Consider the following 18,621-nt stretch of genomic DNA (forward strand, 5'->3'; position numbering starts at 1 on the left):
GGTTTGGATGTCTTATTCTGGACTGATGAAAAAGAAGTAATTGATTCAAATTATTTAAATAGTTGTAAAATATAAAGTAGGCTAAGTTCTTTCATTATTTTACAATCAGCTTTTTAGAGGTGCTTTTGCCCTGACCTGTAATTTTAATTACATAAGTACCGGCCTGCAATTCTTTAGTGCTTATGCTATCGGTATCGTTTACATTATCTTTAGTTATAACAAGAGTTCCGTTGGTGTTGTATATTTCTATACGGTAGTTGTTTAGCCCCGTTTTTAAATTTATGCTGCCTGATGCTGGGTTTGGGGCTATCTCAACATCTTTACCTGCAAAGAATCCGTGTATAGTAGATGTCTGGCCTATTTTAGCGCCTGAGATACCATCGCCCCATGTAAAAGACTCCCACACCGCTATTTCGGGCTTATCGCACATCATCGGGTTGCTGCCGTTCTCTGAGTTTACATATTTACCGTTGGTGCCGCGCAGGGCCACTTTCCAGTCGCCTATATTTATAAACGTAAATTTCTCGGTTTCGCCAATTGCGGTTTTGTTGCAAATCATTGCGGCAGTGCCGTTTTGAGAGCTTACATACAGGTTGTTAGAGCCTTTAAGGGCTATTTTGCCGCCACCGGCGTCTACAATAGTAAAAAGCTCCCACCCGCCATAGGTAGTGCGTGTGCAGGTCATGGGGTTGTCATTTCCTTCAGAACTTACATATTTGTCGTTGTTGCCCTTAAGCCAGATGGTTCGCCCCACAGGTGGTACTGATGTTGCCACAGTTGTATACGCCGATACCAAATTAATAAGGGCTGTATTAGCCTGAAAATTTGAAGTAGTAAACAAATTCCATTTAGATTGCATGGTGGTTTGCGAATCGTAATGGATATCGGGTGCGGGGTTGGTGTTGTTTTGGTAATAACCCCAGTTTTCTACAGGACTATCTACGCGCTTTGTTTTGTAGGCCCAGTTAGACCACGATGCATTAAGCGCATTAAGGCCGCGCAGGTATTTTTGCCAAAGGTCAGGGAAATTCCAAAAGTTGAATTCTCCCGCCAGCACAGGCACATTCCAGTTGTGCTGATGGTTGGCAACATCTAACAATACAGCATCTATAAAGCCGTTTTGCGAGGCGTAGTTTAACTTATCCTCATTGTAATTATGAATTTGGTACAGCACGTTTGTCCACCCATAGGTAGTGGGAGGCACCACAAACGAAAACCCCGGAAACGCCCCTATGGAGATGATATGATCGGCATCAATAGCCCTTACTTCCTGATACAGCGTATTATAAAACTGGTGGATAGGGTAGAGCGCCTGGTTGCTGCTTAGGGGTTCGTTAAGCAAATCGTAAGCGGCAACAGCCGGATTGGTTTTGTAGCGGTTGGCAATGGCTTTCCATAAGTTTATGGTGCGCTGTTGTGCTGTAGTATCTGTCCAATAGTTATTTACCACGGCCTGCCCACTGGTTATAAAGCCGTTAATGCCACCCGGCCCGCCATGCAGGTCTAAAATTACATACATGCCGCGGGCAGTACATTGCGCAATTACCCAGTCCAGTTGGGTAAACCCGTTCGTTTTTATAGTGCCGTCGTTATTCATTATCTCCATCCAGTAAAAGGGTACGCGCACCATATTCATACCCATGTTTTTAATATTGTCCAGATCTGTAGTGGTAATCCATTTGTTTTGGTAATAATCCAGTACGGCATCAGACCCCGCAACCCCAAAACGGTCAATAAGCGAATTACGTACCGAGAAATCATCTTCCATGTATAAATTAAACTCGGCTATCGACCAATAGTTGGCCGTTGCCGTGCCCGTTTGGGTTACCCTTACATACCGTTTAAAATAAATATTAGGCAACTGAATATAAATGTTAGCGGTAGTGCCTGTGCCTGTAGCTGCGGTTTCCCAGGTTGTGCCGTTTTCCGATACCTCTATAGTATACCCACGAGGATAATCTCCGGTAAAATTGCCCGTCTCTATAGATATGCGGTTAAAGATTACGTTTTTAGACATATCTACCGTAAAATACTGAGAACCGTTAGGCACCTGCGCTGCCCCGTTACTCCAGCGCGTGCTGAGGTCGCGATCGAAAACACTCTGCAAATTGGTGCCTGCAAAAGTAGTCGGTGCACTGGCTACCCATTGGCTGCGGTTTAACGATCCGGTACCCATAGGGCACATCCAGTATTCCATGCTTAGCCACGACCCTAAGTTGGTGCCGCGCAAATTAACAACCGCGCCGGTTCCCGAATTTTTACGGATTACCGTGCCGCTTGTTTTTAAAAAATCAGAAGCTGTAAGTGCCTGTGCATTTACTTTACTTATAAACAGCAATGTAATGGCGAAGAGTAAAATTTTAATTTTCATGATTTAAAAATTTAAGATTAAACTAATTGTTGACTGATATTTTGGCGCGTAGGTAACGTTGAATGGCTATTTTAAAAAGAAAAAACCATTACAGCCGGAGTTGCCTGACGCAGTTCCGGCCATAATGGCTAATAGGTATTTCAAAGATTTTTAGTAACCGGTGTTCTGAACCAGCAGCGGGTTAATACGTATTTCGCGCTGCGGGATCGGGAACAACAGGTGCTTGGCTGTAACAGCATAACCCGGAGGTGTAATGCCGGCAGGGTAGTAGTATGCCTGCGGATTGTTACGGATGTTCTCTCCCTGTGCATTCATTACCTGCAGGGCTTTATCGGTACGCACAAGGTCCAGCCAGCGTTTATTTTCGAAGGCAAGCTCTATACGGCGCTCTTGCTGAATAAGGTCGCGCAGCTCTGCCTGTCCGGCGGCTGCAATGGGAGCGAGGCCTGTGCGTGGGTTGGCATGTACCATGTTAAGATACGTCAGTGCTTCGGGTTTACCCTGTTCGTTAGCGGCTTCAGCTAAAAACAGCAGTACCTCGGCGTAGCGGTATACCGGCCAGTCATCGTTAGTGTTAGGGGCAATTTCCGAACCGTGCACGTATTTTTTTATGTACGGAATATCAACATAACCTTCACCGGTGTAAAATCCAACCGAAGCAGCTTTTCTTAAGTCGCCTGCCTCATAAGCAGCCAGTAGATCGGGTGTAGGGGTGTTCCATCCTGCATAGGCATTTGTATTTCCATCGGGGAAACCCGGTATTACGCCCGGATTTTGCAGTATTGGTAAAAAGTTATAGGCAAAGTTGCTCGCACTGTTTGCAGTTGGCAAATCGTAATATTGTATCTCAAAAATAGACTCCGCGTGGTTTTTGTTGTTGGGGTCGTAAATGGCGGCATAATCTGCCAGTAAAGAGTATCCCTGCACGTTTAAAAGAGCAGCCTCGGCATCAGCCCAGCGTTGTAATACAATGTTGGCATTACCCAACAGGGTATAAGCAGCGCCGTTGGCCACAAAACCCGCCTCCTGACTTGCCTTATTGGGCAATAGCGTAGCGGCCTGGGCGGCATCGAGCAATATCTGCTCGTAGATTTGTGCCTTTGGCGATTGCCCCACAGTAGTCTCATCATAAGTGGTTGGCGGGGTTAGCACTAAGGGTACATCGCCAAAATACTGCACAAGGTCAAAGTAAGCAAAAGCCCTTAAAAACAAAGCCTGCCCTTTATAATTGTCCTTTTGGGGCTGATCGAAGTCGGCGGCATCAATGGTTTTTAATATCTGGTTTACGCGGCCAATAATAATATAGTCGTTCTGGTACTTATTACTAACCCCGCCACCGTTAGAATCGTCTATAAACTGGTCAATATATTCCCTGTCGGCGTAGCCACGGTTGGCAGCATTGTATATAAAAGCGGTATTGTCGCTTCGCATTTCGCCCATTGCCCAGGCGCCGTAATCGGCCAGGCCGGTACCGTAAATGTTTCTTAGGGGTACGTATGCCCCAATAACTGCCTGCCTAAAATCGGCTTCAGTTTTGTAAAAAGTCTCGGCAGATACCACCGTTTCCGGGTATTGGGTTAAAAAATCTTCAGAGCAGGAACTTAAAATAAGAGCTGCTATAAGTGTGCTGAATATCTTGATTTTCATAGTTGTAATTTTTAGAAATTATAATTTAATCCGAAAGTCCATGTTCTTGGAACAGGGTAGGTGGTGTTGTCTACACCCGAGAATAATCCGGCACCGGCCGAAACCTCCGGGTTACCTCCCGGATATTTTGTAAACACGGCAGCCTGCTGCACACTTGCATAAATGCGCAACCCTTTAAGGTAATCTACATTTATTGATGAGAAGCTGTAGCCAAGTGTAATATTCTTGATAGTCAGGTAGCTGCCATCATACATCCATTTAGAGCTGGCCCAGTCGCGCTCCGGCCCTGTATTGCCCGATGCCTTGCCCCATTTGCCGTTACCTGGATCTTCTTCTGATTTCCACCTGTTGGCAAGGTCTTTCTGAACGTTAAAACTACCGTCAAGGTTACCCGTAAAACGATCAGCCGTGTTAATAATCTTGTTGCCGTAAGCACCCTGGCAAACTACCGACAAATCGAAGTTTTTATAGCTTACCGTATTGGTAAAGCCGTAGTTATACTTTGGTGCAGTGTTGCCTAAAACGGTCTGGTCTTTAGTATCGTTAGTTATTTCGCCATCGCCGTTTATGTCTTTATATTTAACGCTGCCCACTTCGGCACCCTGATGCTTAGGTGAGGCATCAAACTCGGCCTGGGTTTCGTAAATACCATCCCATACAAGGCCGTAAAGCTGGCCAAGGGGCTGACCCACCTGTGTAATGGTCATATCGCCATAAATAGCCGAGTTGGCTGTGCCAAGCTCTAACGCTTTATTGCGGTTAAAGGATATATTAAAATCGGTACTCCACTTAAAGTCGCCATTTAGGTTAATGGTGGTTAACTGAAACTCGTGCCCCCAGAACTCTATCTTGCCAATATTGGTGGTGTAGTTAAAAAAGCCCGAAGCAATTGGTATATCTACCGAATACAATAAATTATCGGTTGTTTTTTTGTAGTAGCCATAGCTCAGCTTAATACGGTCGTTAAAAAAGTTGGCGTCTATACCGGCATCAAAAAGCTCCGATGTTTCCCAGCCCAGCTCGGTATTGTTAAGCCCGGCAATACTGCTGCCGTTTAAAAGCTGGTTGTTAAATGGGTTGTTGGTGGGCACTACGTTTGCATATTGCAGGTAGTTGCCAATGTTGTTATTACCGGTGGTACCAAGGCTTGTGCGAAGTTTTAAGAACGACAGCACGTTGTTTTCCGGAATAAAAGATTCTTCGGTAATTACCCATCCGGCGGATACCGAAGGGAAGTTACCCCATTTGTTATCTGACCCAAAGCGAGATGACCCGTCTCTTCTTATGGATGCCGAGAATAAGTACTTGTCTTTATAGTTGTAGTTTACCCTTGCCACTAATGATGCCAGGCTCCAGTCTTGCACATCGGTAGAGCCGGTTATAATGGTAGCCGCATTTAATGTCTGCACCCTGTCGTCAGGAAAGCCCCTGCCACTTAGCGAGCCGCTTTCTGAATGCGCTGCCTGCGTAGTATAGCCGCCCAGGATATCAAAATTATGGTCGCCTATAGATTTTGCATAGGTAAGCGTGTTTTCAAACAGCCACGAATAGGCGTATTGGTTGCTGTGTGATGCACTAATACGCGATGGGTCGTTAGCATTTGGCGGGTTAAAAATGCTGCCTGCTGTAGACGGATAAAAATAATCAGATACCGTGTTGCCAAGATCTACACCTATCATCGATTTAAACGTAAGGTCTTTTATCGGTTTAATTTCTACAAAACCGTTAGAAAGTAAGCCCACATTTTTAGAGGTATTTTTTACGATCTTAACCTGGTTGTACCAGTTGGGCGCATCGGGTGTGCCGTATTCTGAACTGATGTTTAGTGGTATAGATCCATCGGCATTTATGTAGGGTGCCAGTGGCGATGACAGCATGGCCGACTGCACAATGCTTGGCGAGTTGTACCAGATACCATCGCTTTGGGGGGTTTTGCTGCTGGAGTAGGTGGGTGCAACATTAAAGCCTATCTTAATTTTATCGTTAAGTTTATAATCGGTATTTATCCTTACCGATATCCTGTCGTACGATGAGTTTAGTAAAACACCTTCGTTTTTAAGGTAACCGGCTACTACGGAGGTACTGAATTTTTCGCCTGAAGCGGAGTAGGTAAGCGAGTAGTTTTTGATGATCGCGTCGCGGGTAACGGCGTCAAACCAGTCGGTGCCTTCGCCGTATTGCTCGGGGTTGGCAAATACATCGGGCACGGTCTGGCCGCGCTCTATGGCAACTTCCTTTTTAAACTGGGCAAATTCGCGGGCGTTCATCATATCAGGGCGGCCTTTTTCCGGAATTACCTGTATGCCTGTAAAGTAGTTAAAAGAGAAACGGCTTGCACCGGCCTTAGCCCTTTTGGTGGTAATAAGCACCACGCCGTTTGCCGCACGCGATCCGTATAACGAAGTAGATGAGGCATCTTTTAGAATAGTAATGGTCTCTATCTCATCGGGGTTAATGTTAGAGATGCTGCCCTGTAACGGAAACCCGTCTACCACATACAGCGGGTCGCTGCCTGCAGATATGGATGCCGATCCACGTACGCGTACCGTCATTCCCTGGCCCGGTATACCGGTGTTTTGGGTAATTTGCACGCCTGCCAGTTTACCTTGTAGTTTTTGGGTAATTTGCCCCACGGGCTGGTCTTTTAGCTCGCCGGCATTTACGGTTTGCACCGCACCGGTTACATTGCGTTTATTTTGAGTACCGTAGGCTACAATAACCACCTCGTCTAATGCTTTTGCATCATCGGCCATTACAAGGTTTATAGTGGTCTGATTGCCAACAACAACCTCCTGCGTTTTAAACCCAATAGAGGTAAACACAAGGGTTGCCTGTGCATCGGGCACGGTTATGGAGTAATTACCATCCATATCGGTAGCGGTGCCGGTAGTAGTGCCTTTTACAAGTATATTTACCCCCGGGAGGCTCTCTCCGGCTGCGTCACTTATTTTTCCTGCTACCGTAACGCTTTGGGCAGAAGCCACGGTAAGGGTGAAAAAGCATACAAGTGTGAGTAATAAATGCTCATACTTAATTAGTAAAATTTTCATCATAAATTAAATTAGGTTAGTATTGTTTACTATATCGAAATAGTATTCAATATTACTGCGAACCGTTAGGTTAAGTATCCTGTACTGTTATGCTTTTAGATGAAAATTTTTAAAAAAATCAGGGTAATAAAAATCAGTTTTGTTTTTATTCCGTCAAAAAATATCAATTTTATATTTTGCAAATGCCTGAAACAACAAAAGGCCACCTACAGGTAGCCTTTTATTAGTAATTGGGGATTTTTTAGTTGGATTTTAAAACCTTAAGGTCGGTATCGGCTTTAAAGGTATCGTGTGTTTTTTCTACCACCTGCTCTGCATTAAGGGTAAAGCTTTTGGTGGCTTTTATATCTAAAGATGATGCGCCAATTTTAACGGTATACGTACCGGCTTCGGCAACCCAGGCATCCTGAGCTTCTACAAACGATGCCAGTTCTTTCGCGTTTAGCACAAGCGTTATTACCTGAGATTCGCCCGGGGCCAGTATCTTTGTTTTGGCAAAGGCCTTAAGTTCAGATTCCGGTTTATCGGTCTTTAAAGCCGGGGCAGCAAGGTACAGCTGCACCACCTGTTTACCGGCTACAGCACCAATATTGGTTACTTTTACACTTACCGTAATTTGTTTTTGGAATGTAGGGCTGCTTAAAGTAACATCAGAAAATGTAAAATTGGTGTATGATTTTCCGTAACCGAATTCATACGATGGCTTTACGCCGAAGGTATTAAAGTAGCGGTAGCCCACGTAGATGCCCTCTTCGTACAACACACTTTTTGGATTGCCCACCGGTGTGCCCAGCCAGTTTGCCGCCGACGGATGGTTGTTATAATCTACAGGCAGTGTCATGGTTAATTTACCCGATGGGTTAACATTACCCGACAACACATCTACTACCGAGTTACCGCCTTCCTGGCCCGGTTGCCAGGCCAGCAGTATGCCATCTACTTTGTCTTTCCAGCTGCTGGTCTCTATAGCGCCGCCAACATTTAGCACTACCACAACTTTTTTGCCTTGCGCATGAAACACCTTCGACACATGGTTTATAAGCTGCACCTCGTCCTGGGCAAGGTAAAAATCATTGTAAATTTGCCTGTCGGTATTTTCTCCGGAATTCCTCCCAATAGTAATCAGGGCAATATCGCAGCTTTTAGCCGATTGTAGTAGCAAGTCGTTGCTCAGTTCTAATTCCTCCATTCGTTTTGGGAACGCCAGTATACCGCCTTCTTTTTCTCTTCTGGTAATCTCTTTTTTGGCTTCGCTTTCTACATAAGGCATATAGATGCTTTGTAGTTTTTCTTCGGGTTTGTAACCTGCGTTGGTTAGGCCCTGTAGTAACGATATACTATAGGCTTCGTTAACATCGCCACTGCCGGTACCGCCCGTTATAAAATTATATGAGGTAGTGCCAAAAACAGCTATAGCAGTAGCCTTGTTTTTATACGGCAGTATGTTGTTATCGTTTTTTAAGAGTACCATACCCTCGGTTGCAGCCTGCCTGGTTATCTGGGCATTGGCCTTTAGATCTGGCTTATTGCTGAATTTATACTTTTTAAACGCCGGCGATTGTACCACCATTTGCAGTATGCGTTTTATATCGCGGTGTACGGTTTCTTTGCTTAGCGCGCCACTTTTAATGGCAGCAACAATATTATCGTACTGCGGCCTTGTGCCCGGCATAAGCAAATCGTTACCGGCTGTTAGCTGTGCCACCACATTGCTGGATAGTTTATCAAGGTTTTCAAAACCTTCGTAACCACCAAACCAGTCGCTCATTACAAAGCCTTTATAGCCCCATTCTTCTCTCAGGATAGTATTTAACAGATCGGTACTGGCTGAGGTATACACCCCGTTTATTTTATTGTAAGACGACATAACCGTCCACGGTTGTGCTTTTTTAATGGCAATTTCAAAGCCGCGCAGGTAAATTTCGCGCATGGCTCTCTCGCTAATGTGCTCGTTAATGCTAAGGCGGTTGGTTTCCTGGCTGTTGGCTGCAAAGTGCTTTATAGAGGTACCCACCCCGTTAGCCTGTACCCCCGCAATATAGGCAGCGGCAATTTCTCCGGATATTAGCGGATCTTCCGAATAATATTCAAAATTACGGCCGTTAAGCGGATTACGGTGAATGTTTACTGCCGGAGCCAAAAGCACATCGGCACCGTATTCTTTAACCTCATTGCCAATGGCTTTGCCCACCTGCTCTATAAGCTGGATATTCCAGGTCGAGGCCAGTGCCGTACCTACGGGGAAAGCCGTGGCGTAATAGGTGTTTTTGTCGTTATCTCGTGTAGGCTGTATGCGAAGCCCGGCAGGGCCATCGGCAAGTACTGTTGGCGGTATGCCCAATCGCTTAATAGGGAAGGTTGCTCCTGCCGCTCCCGGCACGCTTAGGCGTGGGTTGCCCTCTAAGGTAGGGCCAAACATTTCTGACCCGATAAGCATGCTTGCTTTTTCTTCAACGGTCATCGCGTTTATAACATCGTCTATAGAATTTTTGCCCAGCTGGGGGGCTTTTTGTGCAGCGGCATTAAAATGCCATAGTCCTGCAAATAATACAAAGGCTTTTAATTTTGTGGTATAGGTCATTATAATAAGTTTGGTTATCTAAATAATAGCCAAACCTATGCACATAAAAGCAAATTAGTATCCTGTACTATACTGGTGTTTGTAGGAGATGTACCTACAGCGAGTTACGCTCTATGTACTTAAACACGTTCTTGACCCTTTCTTTTTTGTTTTTTAAAACCATATAGGCGGCGGTTTCTCCCATAGCTTTAAAATCGGTGCTTATAACAGTAATGCCCAACAGCTCTTTAAGCGGGGTTTCGTTGTAGGATATTATACCAATATCGGTACCAAGAGTGAGGCCTTTGCTGCGCACCTGGCGTACTAAATTTACAAGGTCGCGCTCCTGTATGGTAACATAAACGTCTTTGCGAAGCAGTTCCATATCCTCATAAATTTCGTCTAAAATTTCAAAATCGAGGTCAAATTCCCTGCAAAATTGCTGAAACCCGTGCACTATACGGCGCGGGTAGGGGTTTGCCGATTTGTTGGGGTACACCAGAATTATCTTATCGTAGTTTTTTATTTTAGGAAGCCCCTCCTTTAATGCATCATAAATATCGGTTTTAAAGTCCTGATAAATAGCACCGTAGTTGCCCGCTATACCGGGTTTGGTATTATCCAACATTACCAATTTGTCTTTGGGAATCTGCTCCAGGGTTTTAAGTACCTGCGGGGTGTAGCTAACGTGGTTGTAATTAGCATCCCTAAAATGGGGCATAATAACGTAGTAATCGTACAGGCCAATGCTTTTTTCTAACGAATTGATAAACAGGGTTTCATCGCAATGGTAAATAAACATATCTACATTGGCATGTAAGCCAACGGTATCAACAAACGAGTTGTAAATCTCCATTTTATAAGTGCTGGGCTTATTGACAAGAAAAAAGATGTTTGCCTTTAGGGTATGGTCGGCCTTGCTGGTGTAATAGCCTTTGCCGCGCACAGCAACAATAATATTGCGCTCTTTTAGGTATTTATAGGCCTTTTCTACAGTATCGCGAGAAAGGTAACAGGTTTCGCTCAGTTCGTTTATAGAGGGCACTTTTTCTCCCACGCGTATTTTGCCGGTTGAAAGATCGCCAATAATAGAGTCTACAATTTGTTTGTATTTTGGTATCCTGGAATTTTCGTTGATTTGTATTTCAAACAATTGCGACATAGTTTTATCTATAAAATAATTATGCTAAAAGTATAGAAATATTGTTAGCTACAAAGGCTTTCAAACGTTTTTTTAATGTTATGAAGTGCAGAAAAGCGGCCTGCACAAAGGCAAAGCCGCTTTTTTGGAAATAGAAACTAACACACAACACATATTAATAACCCAAATTAATATAGTTACTCTTTTACCTGAAAAATTTGCGGGTACTTGCGTATAAAATACACCGGCGTGCAGCTCCACGCATGGCAATAGCTGTTTATAGGATAAAAGCCATACGGCGACAGTTGCTCGTTTGCCGGGTCGTATACCTCCCAAAACGTATCGGCACCTTTGGTAACCATGCTGCCCCAGTAATTGGTAATAAGGTTTTTAGCATCTGCCGTAAGGCCGCAGTCTATAAGTGCCTGCACGTAATAATGGTACAGGTAGGGGCCGCCGGGTTTAACGGCACTGGCATTGGCCTGTAGTGCCTTTATTACCTTTTGTGCATCTTTACCCTTAACCACACCGGCCAGTATTAGCCATGATTGCGATGCATACGAAACCTGCTTGTTTTTGCCGCTTACAAACACACCCTGCTTTTTATCAAACAGTTTTGTTTTAGCACCGTTGGTCATTTTTGTAATAAGGGCAGGCAATTGTGCCACCTCTTTTTCTTTACCTAAAAGCTTGGCCAGCTCCAGTGTTTGCTTCATGCTATAAATCATAACGCCCTGTAGGGCACCCTGCCTGTCTAAGGCATCGTTCCAGTCTACAAACAGCCACCAATGGTTTTTAACCGCCTCGTCGGCATTAAAAACACCATCGGCATCCAGGTAGGTGGTAATATTATCCATCTGGCGTTTGGCAACGGGCCAAAGGTCGTTTGCGGTTTTAGTATCGTTAGTTGCTGTTAGGTAGTCTTTTAGGGTAACATTATACAGCAGCGAATAATCGAACAAAAACGGCGAGGGCTTTTGCGCATGAGGCTCCGGGGTTTCGAATACATTGCTGTACATATACCCGTCGTCCTGCGCAAGGCCGGCCAGCAGGTACAGGCAACGCTTGGTAAGGCCGTATTGCTTAAACGAATACATATTAGCCTGTGCCTCCAGGTACAGGTCGCCTATCCACAGCCTGCGGTCGCGCTTAGGGCCATCTTCATAAACTGTTTGCATGCATTCTTTAAGGGTATTAAGCCCCACGGCATCTATTTTAGAAACAAGGGCTGGCGTTGCTCCTGCCAGTGTACCGGGCTTTGCAGTAACCGATGTTGTTGCGGTGGTGTAAGCATCGGTAATACCAAAATCGTAATACTGCGAGCTGCCTATCAGTTCTATTTTTACATACCTAAAGGCCAGCCTGCGGGGTATGGTAATGGTGGCGGGTAATTCGGTTACCGTAACAATTTCATCCTGTAGCCACGCCCTGCTCAGCATCCCTTCATACGGGTCGAACGGCACGCTTACCTCGGCAGGTACTTCGCCAAAGGTCAGCTTAAAGCGTAGTGGGGCATCGGGGGTGCTGTTAATGCTGTTTACTTTAAAGGTAAAGTGACCGGTAAGGTGCTCGCCAAAATCGAGCGTGGCCACCTTTTTATTTTTGAAGGAAGTGCTTAATAATTCGTTTACACCACCGGCAGGCTGGGTTTTCCAACCCTGAAAAGAGGCAGCATCTTTAACGGTAGTAACAACGGCAACCGGCTTTTTAAGGGTTTCAACCAGTTTTGGCTTATTTTCTTCGGCTACAGCCAGCCATTGTTTGCGTTGTGCGGGGGTGTAATAATCCTGTGCTTTTACAGTAGTTGTATATGCCGAAGCAGACAGCAGCAGGACAAGTGTGTAATGTGATAGTCTCATAGTTAGCTAATTGGCTTGTAATTTATATTCTGATGTATTTAGTTAGGATAGATAATTGCCATAACCCACAATTATAACCGAGATAAGTAAAACGGCCACACCGGTAATCATGGTGGTTTTGGTTGCTTTGCTAACGCCTTTCCATTCTTTTAAATAGAGGCCCCACAGGTTGCCTACCAGTATTATGGCACTCATGTGCAGTATCCAGCTGCTGGCACCATTGCCCAGCCTGCTTTCGCCCATGCCATAAAAAAAGAACTGCAAAAACCAGGTGGTACCTGCCAGTGCGCAAAAAATGTAGTTTTTGGTTAGCGGCATGCGCTTGTTGGCAAAATCGGTATAGCTTTTATTTTTGATGATAAGGTAGGTACACCATATAAAGTTAGTGGTAAAGCCGCCCCAAAGCACCAGCACAAAGGTAATATTGTTTTGAAACAGCGGGTTAACGCCCAGTTGTACGGCAGCTTCGGCAAGGGGTTTACCCGCCTCTATACCATAGTTAAAGCAGGAGCTCAGGATACCCGAAAGTACCGCTACTATAATTCCCTTCTTAAAACTGAATTCGGTATCTGTCTTTGGTTTATCTACTGCATTAATGCGCTGTTCTTTTTCTTTCATCATACCGGCACGGCCCGATACGGCTATGCCTATAAGGCACAAAAGGATGCCGAATAAAATTACCCTGCCCCCGGTAGAGCCTATCATATCGTTAAGGCTTACTTTGCCGTGCTGTGGGTTAAAGTTGTAATATATGGCCGGAAACAGTGCCCCAAATGCCGAACTGAACCCCAGCATTACCGAATTGCCGAGCGATAAGCCCAGAAAACGCATGCCCAGGCCGTAGGTTAATCCGCCAATGCCCCACAGGATACCAAAAAATATGGCATAGCACATAACCGTTGTATTGCTAAATAAAAGGGCGGTGAAGTCAGGAAAGGTTATCCACAACGCCAGGAACGGCGCAATAAGCCACGAGAAGAAACCACCGGTTATCCAGTAGCTTTCCCATTGCCAGCCTTTTACCTTTTTATAGGGCATGTAAAAACTTCCTGCGGCTACAGACCCTATTAAATGAAAGAAAACTCCAAAAAGTGCATGCATAATTTATTTTATAAAAACCCGGCGGCAAAACAATATCGTTTTCGCTTACAGGTCAAATTTATCCTTATATTTCAGGCTACAAAACCTTGTGGCATTAATTTTATATTTTAAGTATTAAAAAGGCTTTAAAAAAATGTATGTGCTAATTAATATTTAAAATTTTCATCAATATTAAATATCCTATGGCTAAAAGGTATCCTGTAGTGTCCTGCCGCCTGCGGATAAAGCAAATGTTAGAACGGCCTAATTATAAGTTGTTATACTAAATTACTTTTAAGCAGTACAGCACAGGATACTGTACTTATTGTTTCCTGCTACTTTTGAAATTCAAAATGGTTTAATTGAAATTAAAAATATACAATGGAAAAAACATTTCAATATGTAAATTATCTATGGGATGAGCAAAAGGCAGCCCAATTGGGCAACGACCAGGTAGCGTTGTTCCTGTACCGTTCTAACATTCTGGGTGCTGATTTAAGGATAACCAATTATGGCGGTGGCAACACCAGCTGCAAAACAATAGAAAAAGACCCGCTTACTAACGAGGACGTTGAGGTTATGTGGGTAAAGGGCTCTGGTGGCGATATTGGTACGCTAACCCGCAGTGGCATTGCCGGCCTGTACACCAAAAGGCTGCGCGACCTTAAAAACGTTTACGGCGGCCTGGCCGACGAAGACCGTATGGTAGGCCTTTTTAACCATTGCATTTTCGACCTCGATAGCAAAGCACCATCGATAGATACGCCCTTGCATGGGTTGCTTCCGTTTAAGCATATCGACCACCTGCACCCCGATGCGCTTATTGCCGTTGCCGCTGCTCAAAATAGCGAGCAGGTTACTAAAGACATCTGGGGTGATACTATGGGCTGGGTGCCCTGGCAGCGGCCGGGGTTTGACCTGGGACTTCAGCTTGAAAAGTGCCTTGCCGATAACCCCGGCATAAGGGGTATTATTTTAGGCAGCCACGGTTTGTTTACATGGGGCGACACCTCTTACGAATGTTACATTAACAGCCTTGAGGTGATAGAAGCCGCAAGCGCTTACATCGAGAAAAAAATAAAGGAGAAAGGAAGCGTATTTGGAAGTCCGAAAGTGAAAAGTTTGCCCCAAAATGAGCGTTTAGACAAGGCGGCAACACTTATGCCTTTATTGCGCGGACTGGCTTCATCCGAAAATAAAATGATAGGCCATTTTACCGATAGCGATACCGTATTAGAATACATAAACAGTAACGACCTCGAAAGGCTTGCGCCGATGGGTACCAGCTGCCCCGACCATTTTTTACGTACTAAGATTCAGCCACTTGTGCTTAATTTAGGTACCGATGAGGATGTGTATAATACTACCGAAGTACTTAAAAAACTGGAGCCTGCCTTTGAGCAGTACCGCCAGGAATATAAGGAGTACTACGAAACCTGCAAGCATCCCAACAGCCCGGCCATGCGCGACCCTAACCCGGTTATAATAATCTATCCGGGGGTGGGTATGTTCAGCTTTGCTAAAGACAAGCAAACCAGCCGTGTAGCCAGCGAATTTTATGTAAATGCTATTAATGTAATGCGTGGTGCTGAGGCTATTACGGCCTATACATCGCTGCCAAGGCAGGAGGCATTTGATATAGAATACTGGCTGCTTGAAGAGGCCAAGCTACAGCGCATGCCTGCCGAAAAGCCATTAAGCCGCAGGGTGGCCATAGTAACCGGGGCAGCAGGGGGCATTGGTAAGGCTATTGCCGATAAGCTTGTAAAAGAAGGCGCCAACGTAGTGTTAACCGACCTTAGCGAAGAGAACCTACAGGTTGCACTGGCTACCTATAAAAGAGATTTAGCAGACGGGGCGGTGTGCGATGTTACCAGCGAAGACTCTATTACTGAGGCTTATAAAAAAGCCTGCCTTGCTTTTGGCGGGGTAGATATTGTGGTGCATTCTGCAGGGCTTGCTATTTCTAAGCCGTTGGAAGAAACTACGTTAAAAGACTGGGATATTCTTCAAAACGTGCTGGTTAAAGGTCAGTTTTTAATGGCTAAAGCCGGTGTTGCCGTTATGCGCAAACAGGGCTTTGGGGGCGACATTGTTAATATTGCCAGCAAAAACGGACTGGTAGCAGGCCCTAACAACGTGGCGTATGGTACCGCAAAAGCGGGCCAGCAGCACATGACCAGGTTGCTTGCCGCCGAGGTTGCCGCCGATAAAATTCGTGTAAACACGGTTAATCCCGATGGTGTTATTGTGGGCAGTAAAATATGGGAAGGCGAGTGGGCCGAAGGCCGCGCCAAGGCTTACGGCATTACGGTTGAAGAACTCCCGGCGCACTACGCTAAGCGTAACCTGCTGAATGAGATTATTTTACCAAATGATATAGCCAATGGCGTATTTGCCTGTGTGGGTATCCTTGACAAAAGTACCGGTGGCACTATAAACGTAGATGGCGGTATGGCTAATGCCTTTGTGCGCTAAGCTATTAGGTTACAAACACATCATTTAAAGCCACGACCTGTACTAATCCGCTCTTTCTGTAGAAATTAGTGTAATTCGTGGCAAACTATAAACCAAACCTCAATTTAAATGAAGATTACACAACAGCATATAGCTGACCTCAATAAAAAAGAAGATACTCTATTTACGTCCGAACTTGACCTGATAACCAACAGGTTTGCAAAAAAAGGTGTAGATGTAAACAGTATTATAGATAAAGTAGCCGCCTTTCAGGTGGCTATTCCCAGTTGGGCGTTGGGCGCGGGGGGTACCCGTTTTGGGCGTTTTTCCTATGGTGGCGAGCCTGCAACTTTAGAGCAAAAACTGGATGATATCGGTATCCTTCACGCCCTTACCAAATCGGCCGGAGCCGTGTCATTGCACATTCCGTGGGATATCCCACAGGATTATAAGGCCATAAAAGAAGTGGCATCGGGTCACGGAATTATTTTTGATGCCATGAACTCCAATACGTTTCAGGATCAGCAGGGTGCTAAAGAGAGCTATAAGCATGGATCACTAAGCAGTACCGTAGCCGCCTCGCGTGATTACGCCATTCAGCACAACCTCGATGTTATTAAAATAGGCGAACAGTTAGGATCTAAAAGCCTGACCGTCTGGCTTGCCGACGGGTCTAACTTTCCGGGGCAGCGCAACTTCCAGACTGTACTAAAACATGCCGAAGACAGCCTTAAATCCATTTATGCCGGTCTTCCTGCCGACTGGAGCCTGTTTATAGAATACAAGCCGTACGAGCCTGCATTTTACAGCACCGTTATACAAGACTGGGGCACATCGCTTATGCTGGCAAATGCCTGTGGCGACAGGGCTTACACGCTTGTAGACCTTGGTCACCACCTGCCTAATACCAATATTGAGCAAATTGTGGCAACACTAATGTACAAAGGCAAATTGGGCGGTTTCCATTTTAACGACAGTAAATATGGCGATGATGATATTACCGTGGGCTCTATAAAACCGTATCCGTTATTCCTGATATTTAATGAGTTGGTGTATGGTATGGAAAACAACCCGCAAAACCCTGACCTTGCCTGGATGATAGATGCCAGCCATAATACAAAAGACCCACTCGAAGACTTAATACAATCGTTAGAAGCTATTTTAATAGCTTACACCCAGGCGTTACTGGTTAACCAGGATGAGCTTAGGGCGGCACAGCAGGACAATGATGTGGTTAAATGCCAGGAAATTTTGCAGGATGCCTACCGTACCGATGTTCGCCCTATACTTAAGGCAGCACGCCAAAAAGCGGGTGGGGCCATAGATCCGTTAGCGGCATACAGGTCGCTTGCTGTACGCAGCACACTTATTACAGAAAGAGGAAGCAATAGTAAAGCTACAGGCTTGTAAATAACAGTACTTATGCTAAAAGTTAATGCCGTTTTTGATATTGGCAAAACCAACAAAAAATTTTTTCTTTTTGATGACGATTATAATGAGGTGCATCGCCAGTACGTAAACCTGCCGCTTACCGTAGACGAGGATGGCTTTGAAACCGAAGACCTTGAGGCCCTTCGCCATTGGATGAAGGATACCTTTGATACCGTGCTTGAAAATGCGGAGTTTGATGTAAAAACGCTCAACTTTTCATCGTACGGGGCCAGTTTTGTGCACCTTGATTATAAAGGTAAAGCGCTAACGCCCCTGTATAATTATACCAAAGATATTCCCGCAGATATTACCAATGAGTTTTATAAAAAATACGGCGACTCGTTAACCATTGCTGCCCAAACGGCATCGCCACAATCGGGTATGCTTAATTCGGGCATGCAATTGTATTGGCTAAAATATTATAAGCCAGAGGTTTTTAGCCAGATAAAATACAGCCTGCATTTGCCGCAGTACCTTTCGTATCTGTTTACGGGTATACCGGTAAGCGAGTACACCAGCATTGGCTGCCATACCAATTTGTGGAATTTTGATGCCGAAGAGTACCACGCATGGGTACATGCCGAAGGTATCGACAAAATATTACCGCCCATAGTGCCTACATCGGCCAGTATAAACACCACCTATAAAGACAAAAAGATAAAAATAGGGGTGGGCATACACGACAGCTCTTCGGCATTGCTGCCGTATATTCTAAGCAAAAAAAAGCCATTTTTGTTACTCTCGACAGGCACATGGAGTATTGCGCTAAATCCGTATAATTCAGAAAGCTTAAGCACCGAAGATATAGAAAACAATTGCCTTAATTACCTGCGCATAGATGGCAAACGTGTAAAAGCCTCCCGTTTTTTTATGGGTAACGAGTACCGCCTTCAGGTAGAGAAACTTACCGATTATTATGAAAAAGAGTACGGCTACCACCGCGAGGTACGTTTTGACCAGGACATTTACCTAAAGCTGATGGAAAAACCTGCCGTGTACTTTAAATTTGAAGGAATTGCTTTGCA

At 44.9% G+C, this 18,621-nt stretch carries 10 protein-coding genes; 3 read left to right on the forward strand and 7 right to left on the reverse strand.

What is annotated here, in order from left to right; translation table 11 throughout:
* Positions 1-94: 94 nt before the first annotated feature.
* The 7 genes from G509_RS22880 to rhaT all read right to left on the reverse strand — a co-directional run bounded on the left by G509_RS22880 (position 95) and on the right by rhaT (position 13,729).
* Positions 95-2,371, reverse strand: a complete 2,277-nt coding sequence (locus G509_RS22880; protein ID WP_051200144.1) for a cellulase family glycosylhydrolase — start codon at positions 2,369-2,371, stop codon at positions 95-97.
* Between the two features lie 150 nt (positions 2,372-2,521).
* Positions 2,522-4,018 carry a RagB/SusD family nutrient uptake outer membrane protein gene (locus G509_RS0111160; protein WP_026991617.1) on the reverse strand — a complete coding sequence of 499 codons (1,497 nt, stop codon included), beginning with the start codon at positions 4,016-4,018 and terminating at the stop codon, positions 2,522-2,524.
* 11 nt (positions 4,019-4,029) lie between these two features.
* The gene (locus G509_RS0111165; protein WP_242604896.1) at positions 4,030-7,071 is read right to left on the reverse strand and encodes a SusC/RagA family TonB-linked outer membrane protein; all 3,042 of its coding nucleotides are present in this window, start codon (positions 7,069-7,071) and stop codon (positions 4,030-4,032) included.
* Between the two features lie 238 nt (positions 7,072-7,309).
* The gene (locus tag G509_RS0111170; protein WP_026991619.1) at positions 7,310-9,649 is read right to left on the reverse strand and encodes a beta-glucosidase; all 2,340 of its coding nucleotides are present in this window, start codon (positions 9,647-9,649) and stop codon (positions 7,310-7,312) included.
* A gap of 94 nt (positions 9,650-9,743) precedes the next feature.
* Entirely contained in the window at positions 9,744-10,790 is a 1,047-nt protein-coding gene (locus tag G509_RS0111175) for a GntR family transcriptional regulator (protein WP_026991620.1), read from the reverse strand.
* A gap of 176 nt (positions 10,791-10,966) precedes the next feature.
* On the reverse strand, positions 10,967-12,628 hold the full coding sequence (locus tag G509_RS0111180) for an alpha-L-rhamnosidase-related protein (RefSeq protein WP_026991621.1): 1,662 nt from the start codon (positions 12,626-12,628) through the stop codon (positions 10,967-10,969).
* A gap of 42 nt (positions 12,629-12,670) precedes the next feature.
* Positions 12,671-13,729 carry an L-rhamnose/proton symporter RhaT gene (rhaT, locus tag G509_RS0111185; protein ID WP_026991622.1) on the reverse strand — a complete coding sequence of 353 codons (1,059 nt, stop codon included), beginning with the start codon at positions 13,727-13,729 and terminating at the stop codon, positions 12,671-12,673.
* A 360-nt stretch (positions 13,730-14,089) separates the two neighbouring features.
* Here rhaT and G509_RS0111190 point away from each other — a divergent pair, with 360 nt between their 5' ends.
* The 3 genes from G509_RS0111190 to G509_RS21915 all read left to right on the forward strand — a co-directional run.
* The gene (locus tag G509_RS0111190) at positions 14,090-16,186 is read left to right on the forward strand and encodes a bifunctional rhamnulose-1-phosphate aldolase/short-chain dehydrogenase (RefSeq protein ID WP_026991623.1); all 2,097 of its coding nucleotides are present in this window, start codon (positions 14,090-14,092) and stop codon (positions 16,184-16,186) included.
* Positions 16,187-16,294: 108 nt separating this feature from the next.
* Positions 16,295-17,575, forward strand: a complete 1,281-nt coding sequence (locus tag G509_RS0111195) for a sugar isomerase (protein WP_026991624.1) — start codon at positions 16,295-16,297, stop codon at positions 17,573-17,575.
* Between the two features lie 12 nt (positions 17,576-17,587).
* The coding region (locus G509_RS21915) for an FGGY family carbohydrate kinase (protein ID WP_051200146.1) at positions 17,588-18,621 on the forward strand (1,034 nt) is incomplete at its 3' end.

Source organism: Flavobacterium subsaxonicum WB 4.1-42 = DSM 21790, assembly GCF_000422725.1.
Taxonomy (GTDB): domain Bacteria; phylum Bacteroidota; class Bacteroidia; order Flavobacteriales; family Flavobacteriaceae; genus Flavobacterium; species Flavobacterium subsaxonicum.

Coding starts and splice junctions, on each gene's coding strand:
- G509_RS0111160 (WP_026991617.1), bottom strand. CDS start 4,018: ATGAAAATCAAGATATTCAGCACACTTATAGCAGCTCTTATTTTAAGT.
- G509_RS0111180 (WP_026991621.1), bottom strand. CDS start 12,628: ATGAGACTATCACATTACACACTTGTCCTGCTGCTGTCTGCTTCGGCA.
- rhaT (WP_026991622.1), bottom strand. CDS start 13,729: ATGCATGCACTTTTTGGAGTTTTCTTTCATTTAATAGGGTCTGTAGCC.
- G509_RS0111165 (WP_242604896.1), bottom strand. CDS start 7,071: ATGATGAAAATTTTACTAATTAAGTATGAGCATTTATTACTCACACTT.
- G509_RS0111195 (WP_026991624.1), top strand. CDS start 16,295: ATGAAGATTACACAACAGCATATAGCTGACCTCAATAAAAAAGAAGAT.
- G509_RS22880 (WP_051200144.1), bottom strand. CDS start 2,371: ATGAAAATTAAAATTTTACTCTTCGCCATTACATTGCTGTTTATAAGT.
- G509_RS0111190 (WP_026991623.1), top strand. CDS start 14,090: ATGGAAAAAACATTTCAATATGTAAATTATCTATGGGATGAGCAAAAG.
- G509_RS0111175 (WP_026991620.1), bottom strand. CDS start 10,790: ATGTCGCAATTGTTTGAAATACAAATCAACGAAAATTCCAGGATACCA.
- G509_RS0111170 (WP_026991619.1), bottom strand. CDS start 9,649: ATGACCTATACCACAAAATTAAAAGCCTTTGTATTATTTGCAGGACTA.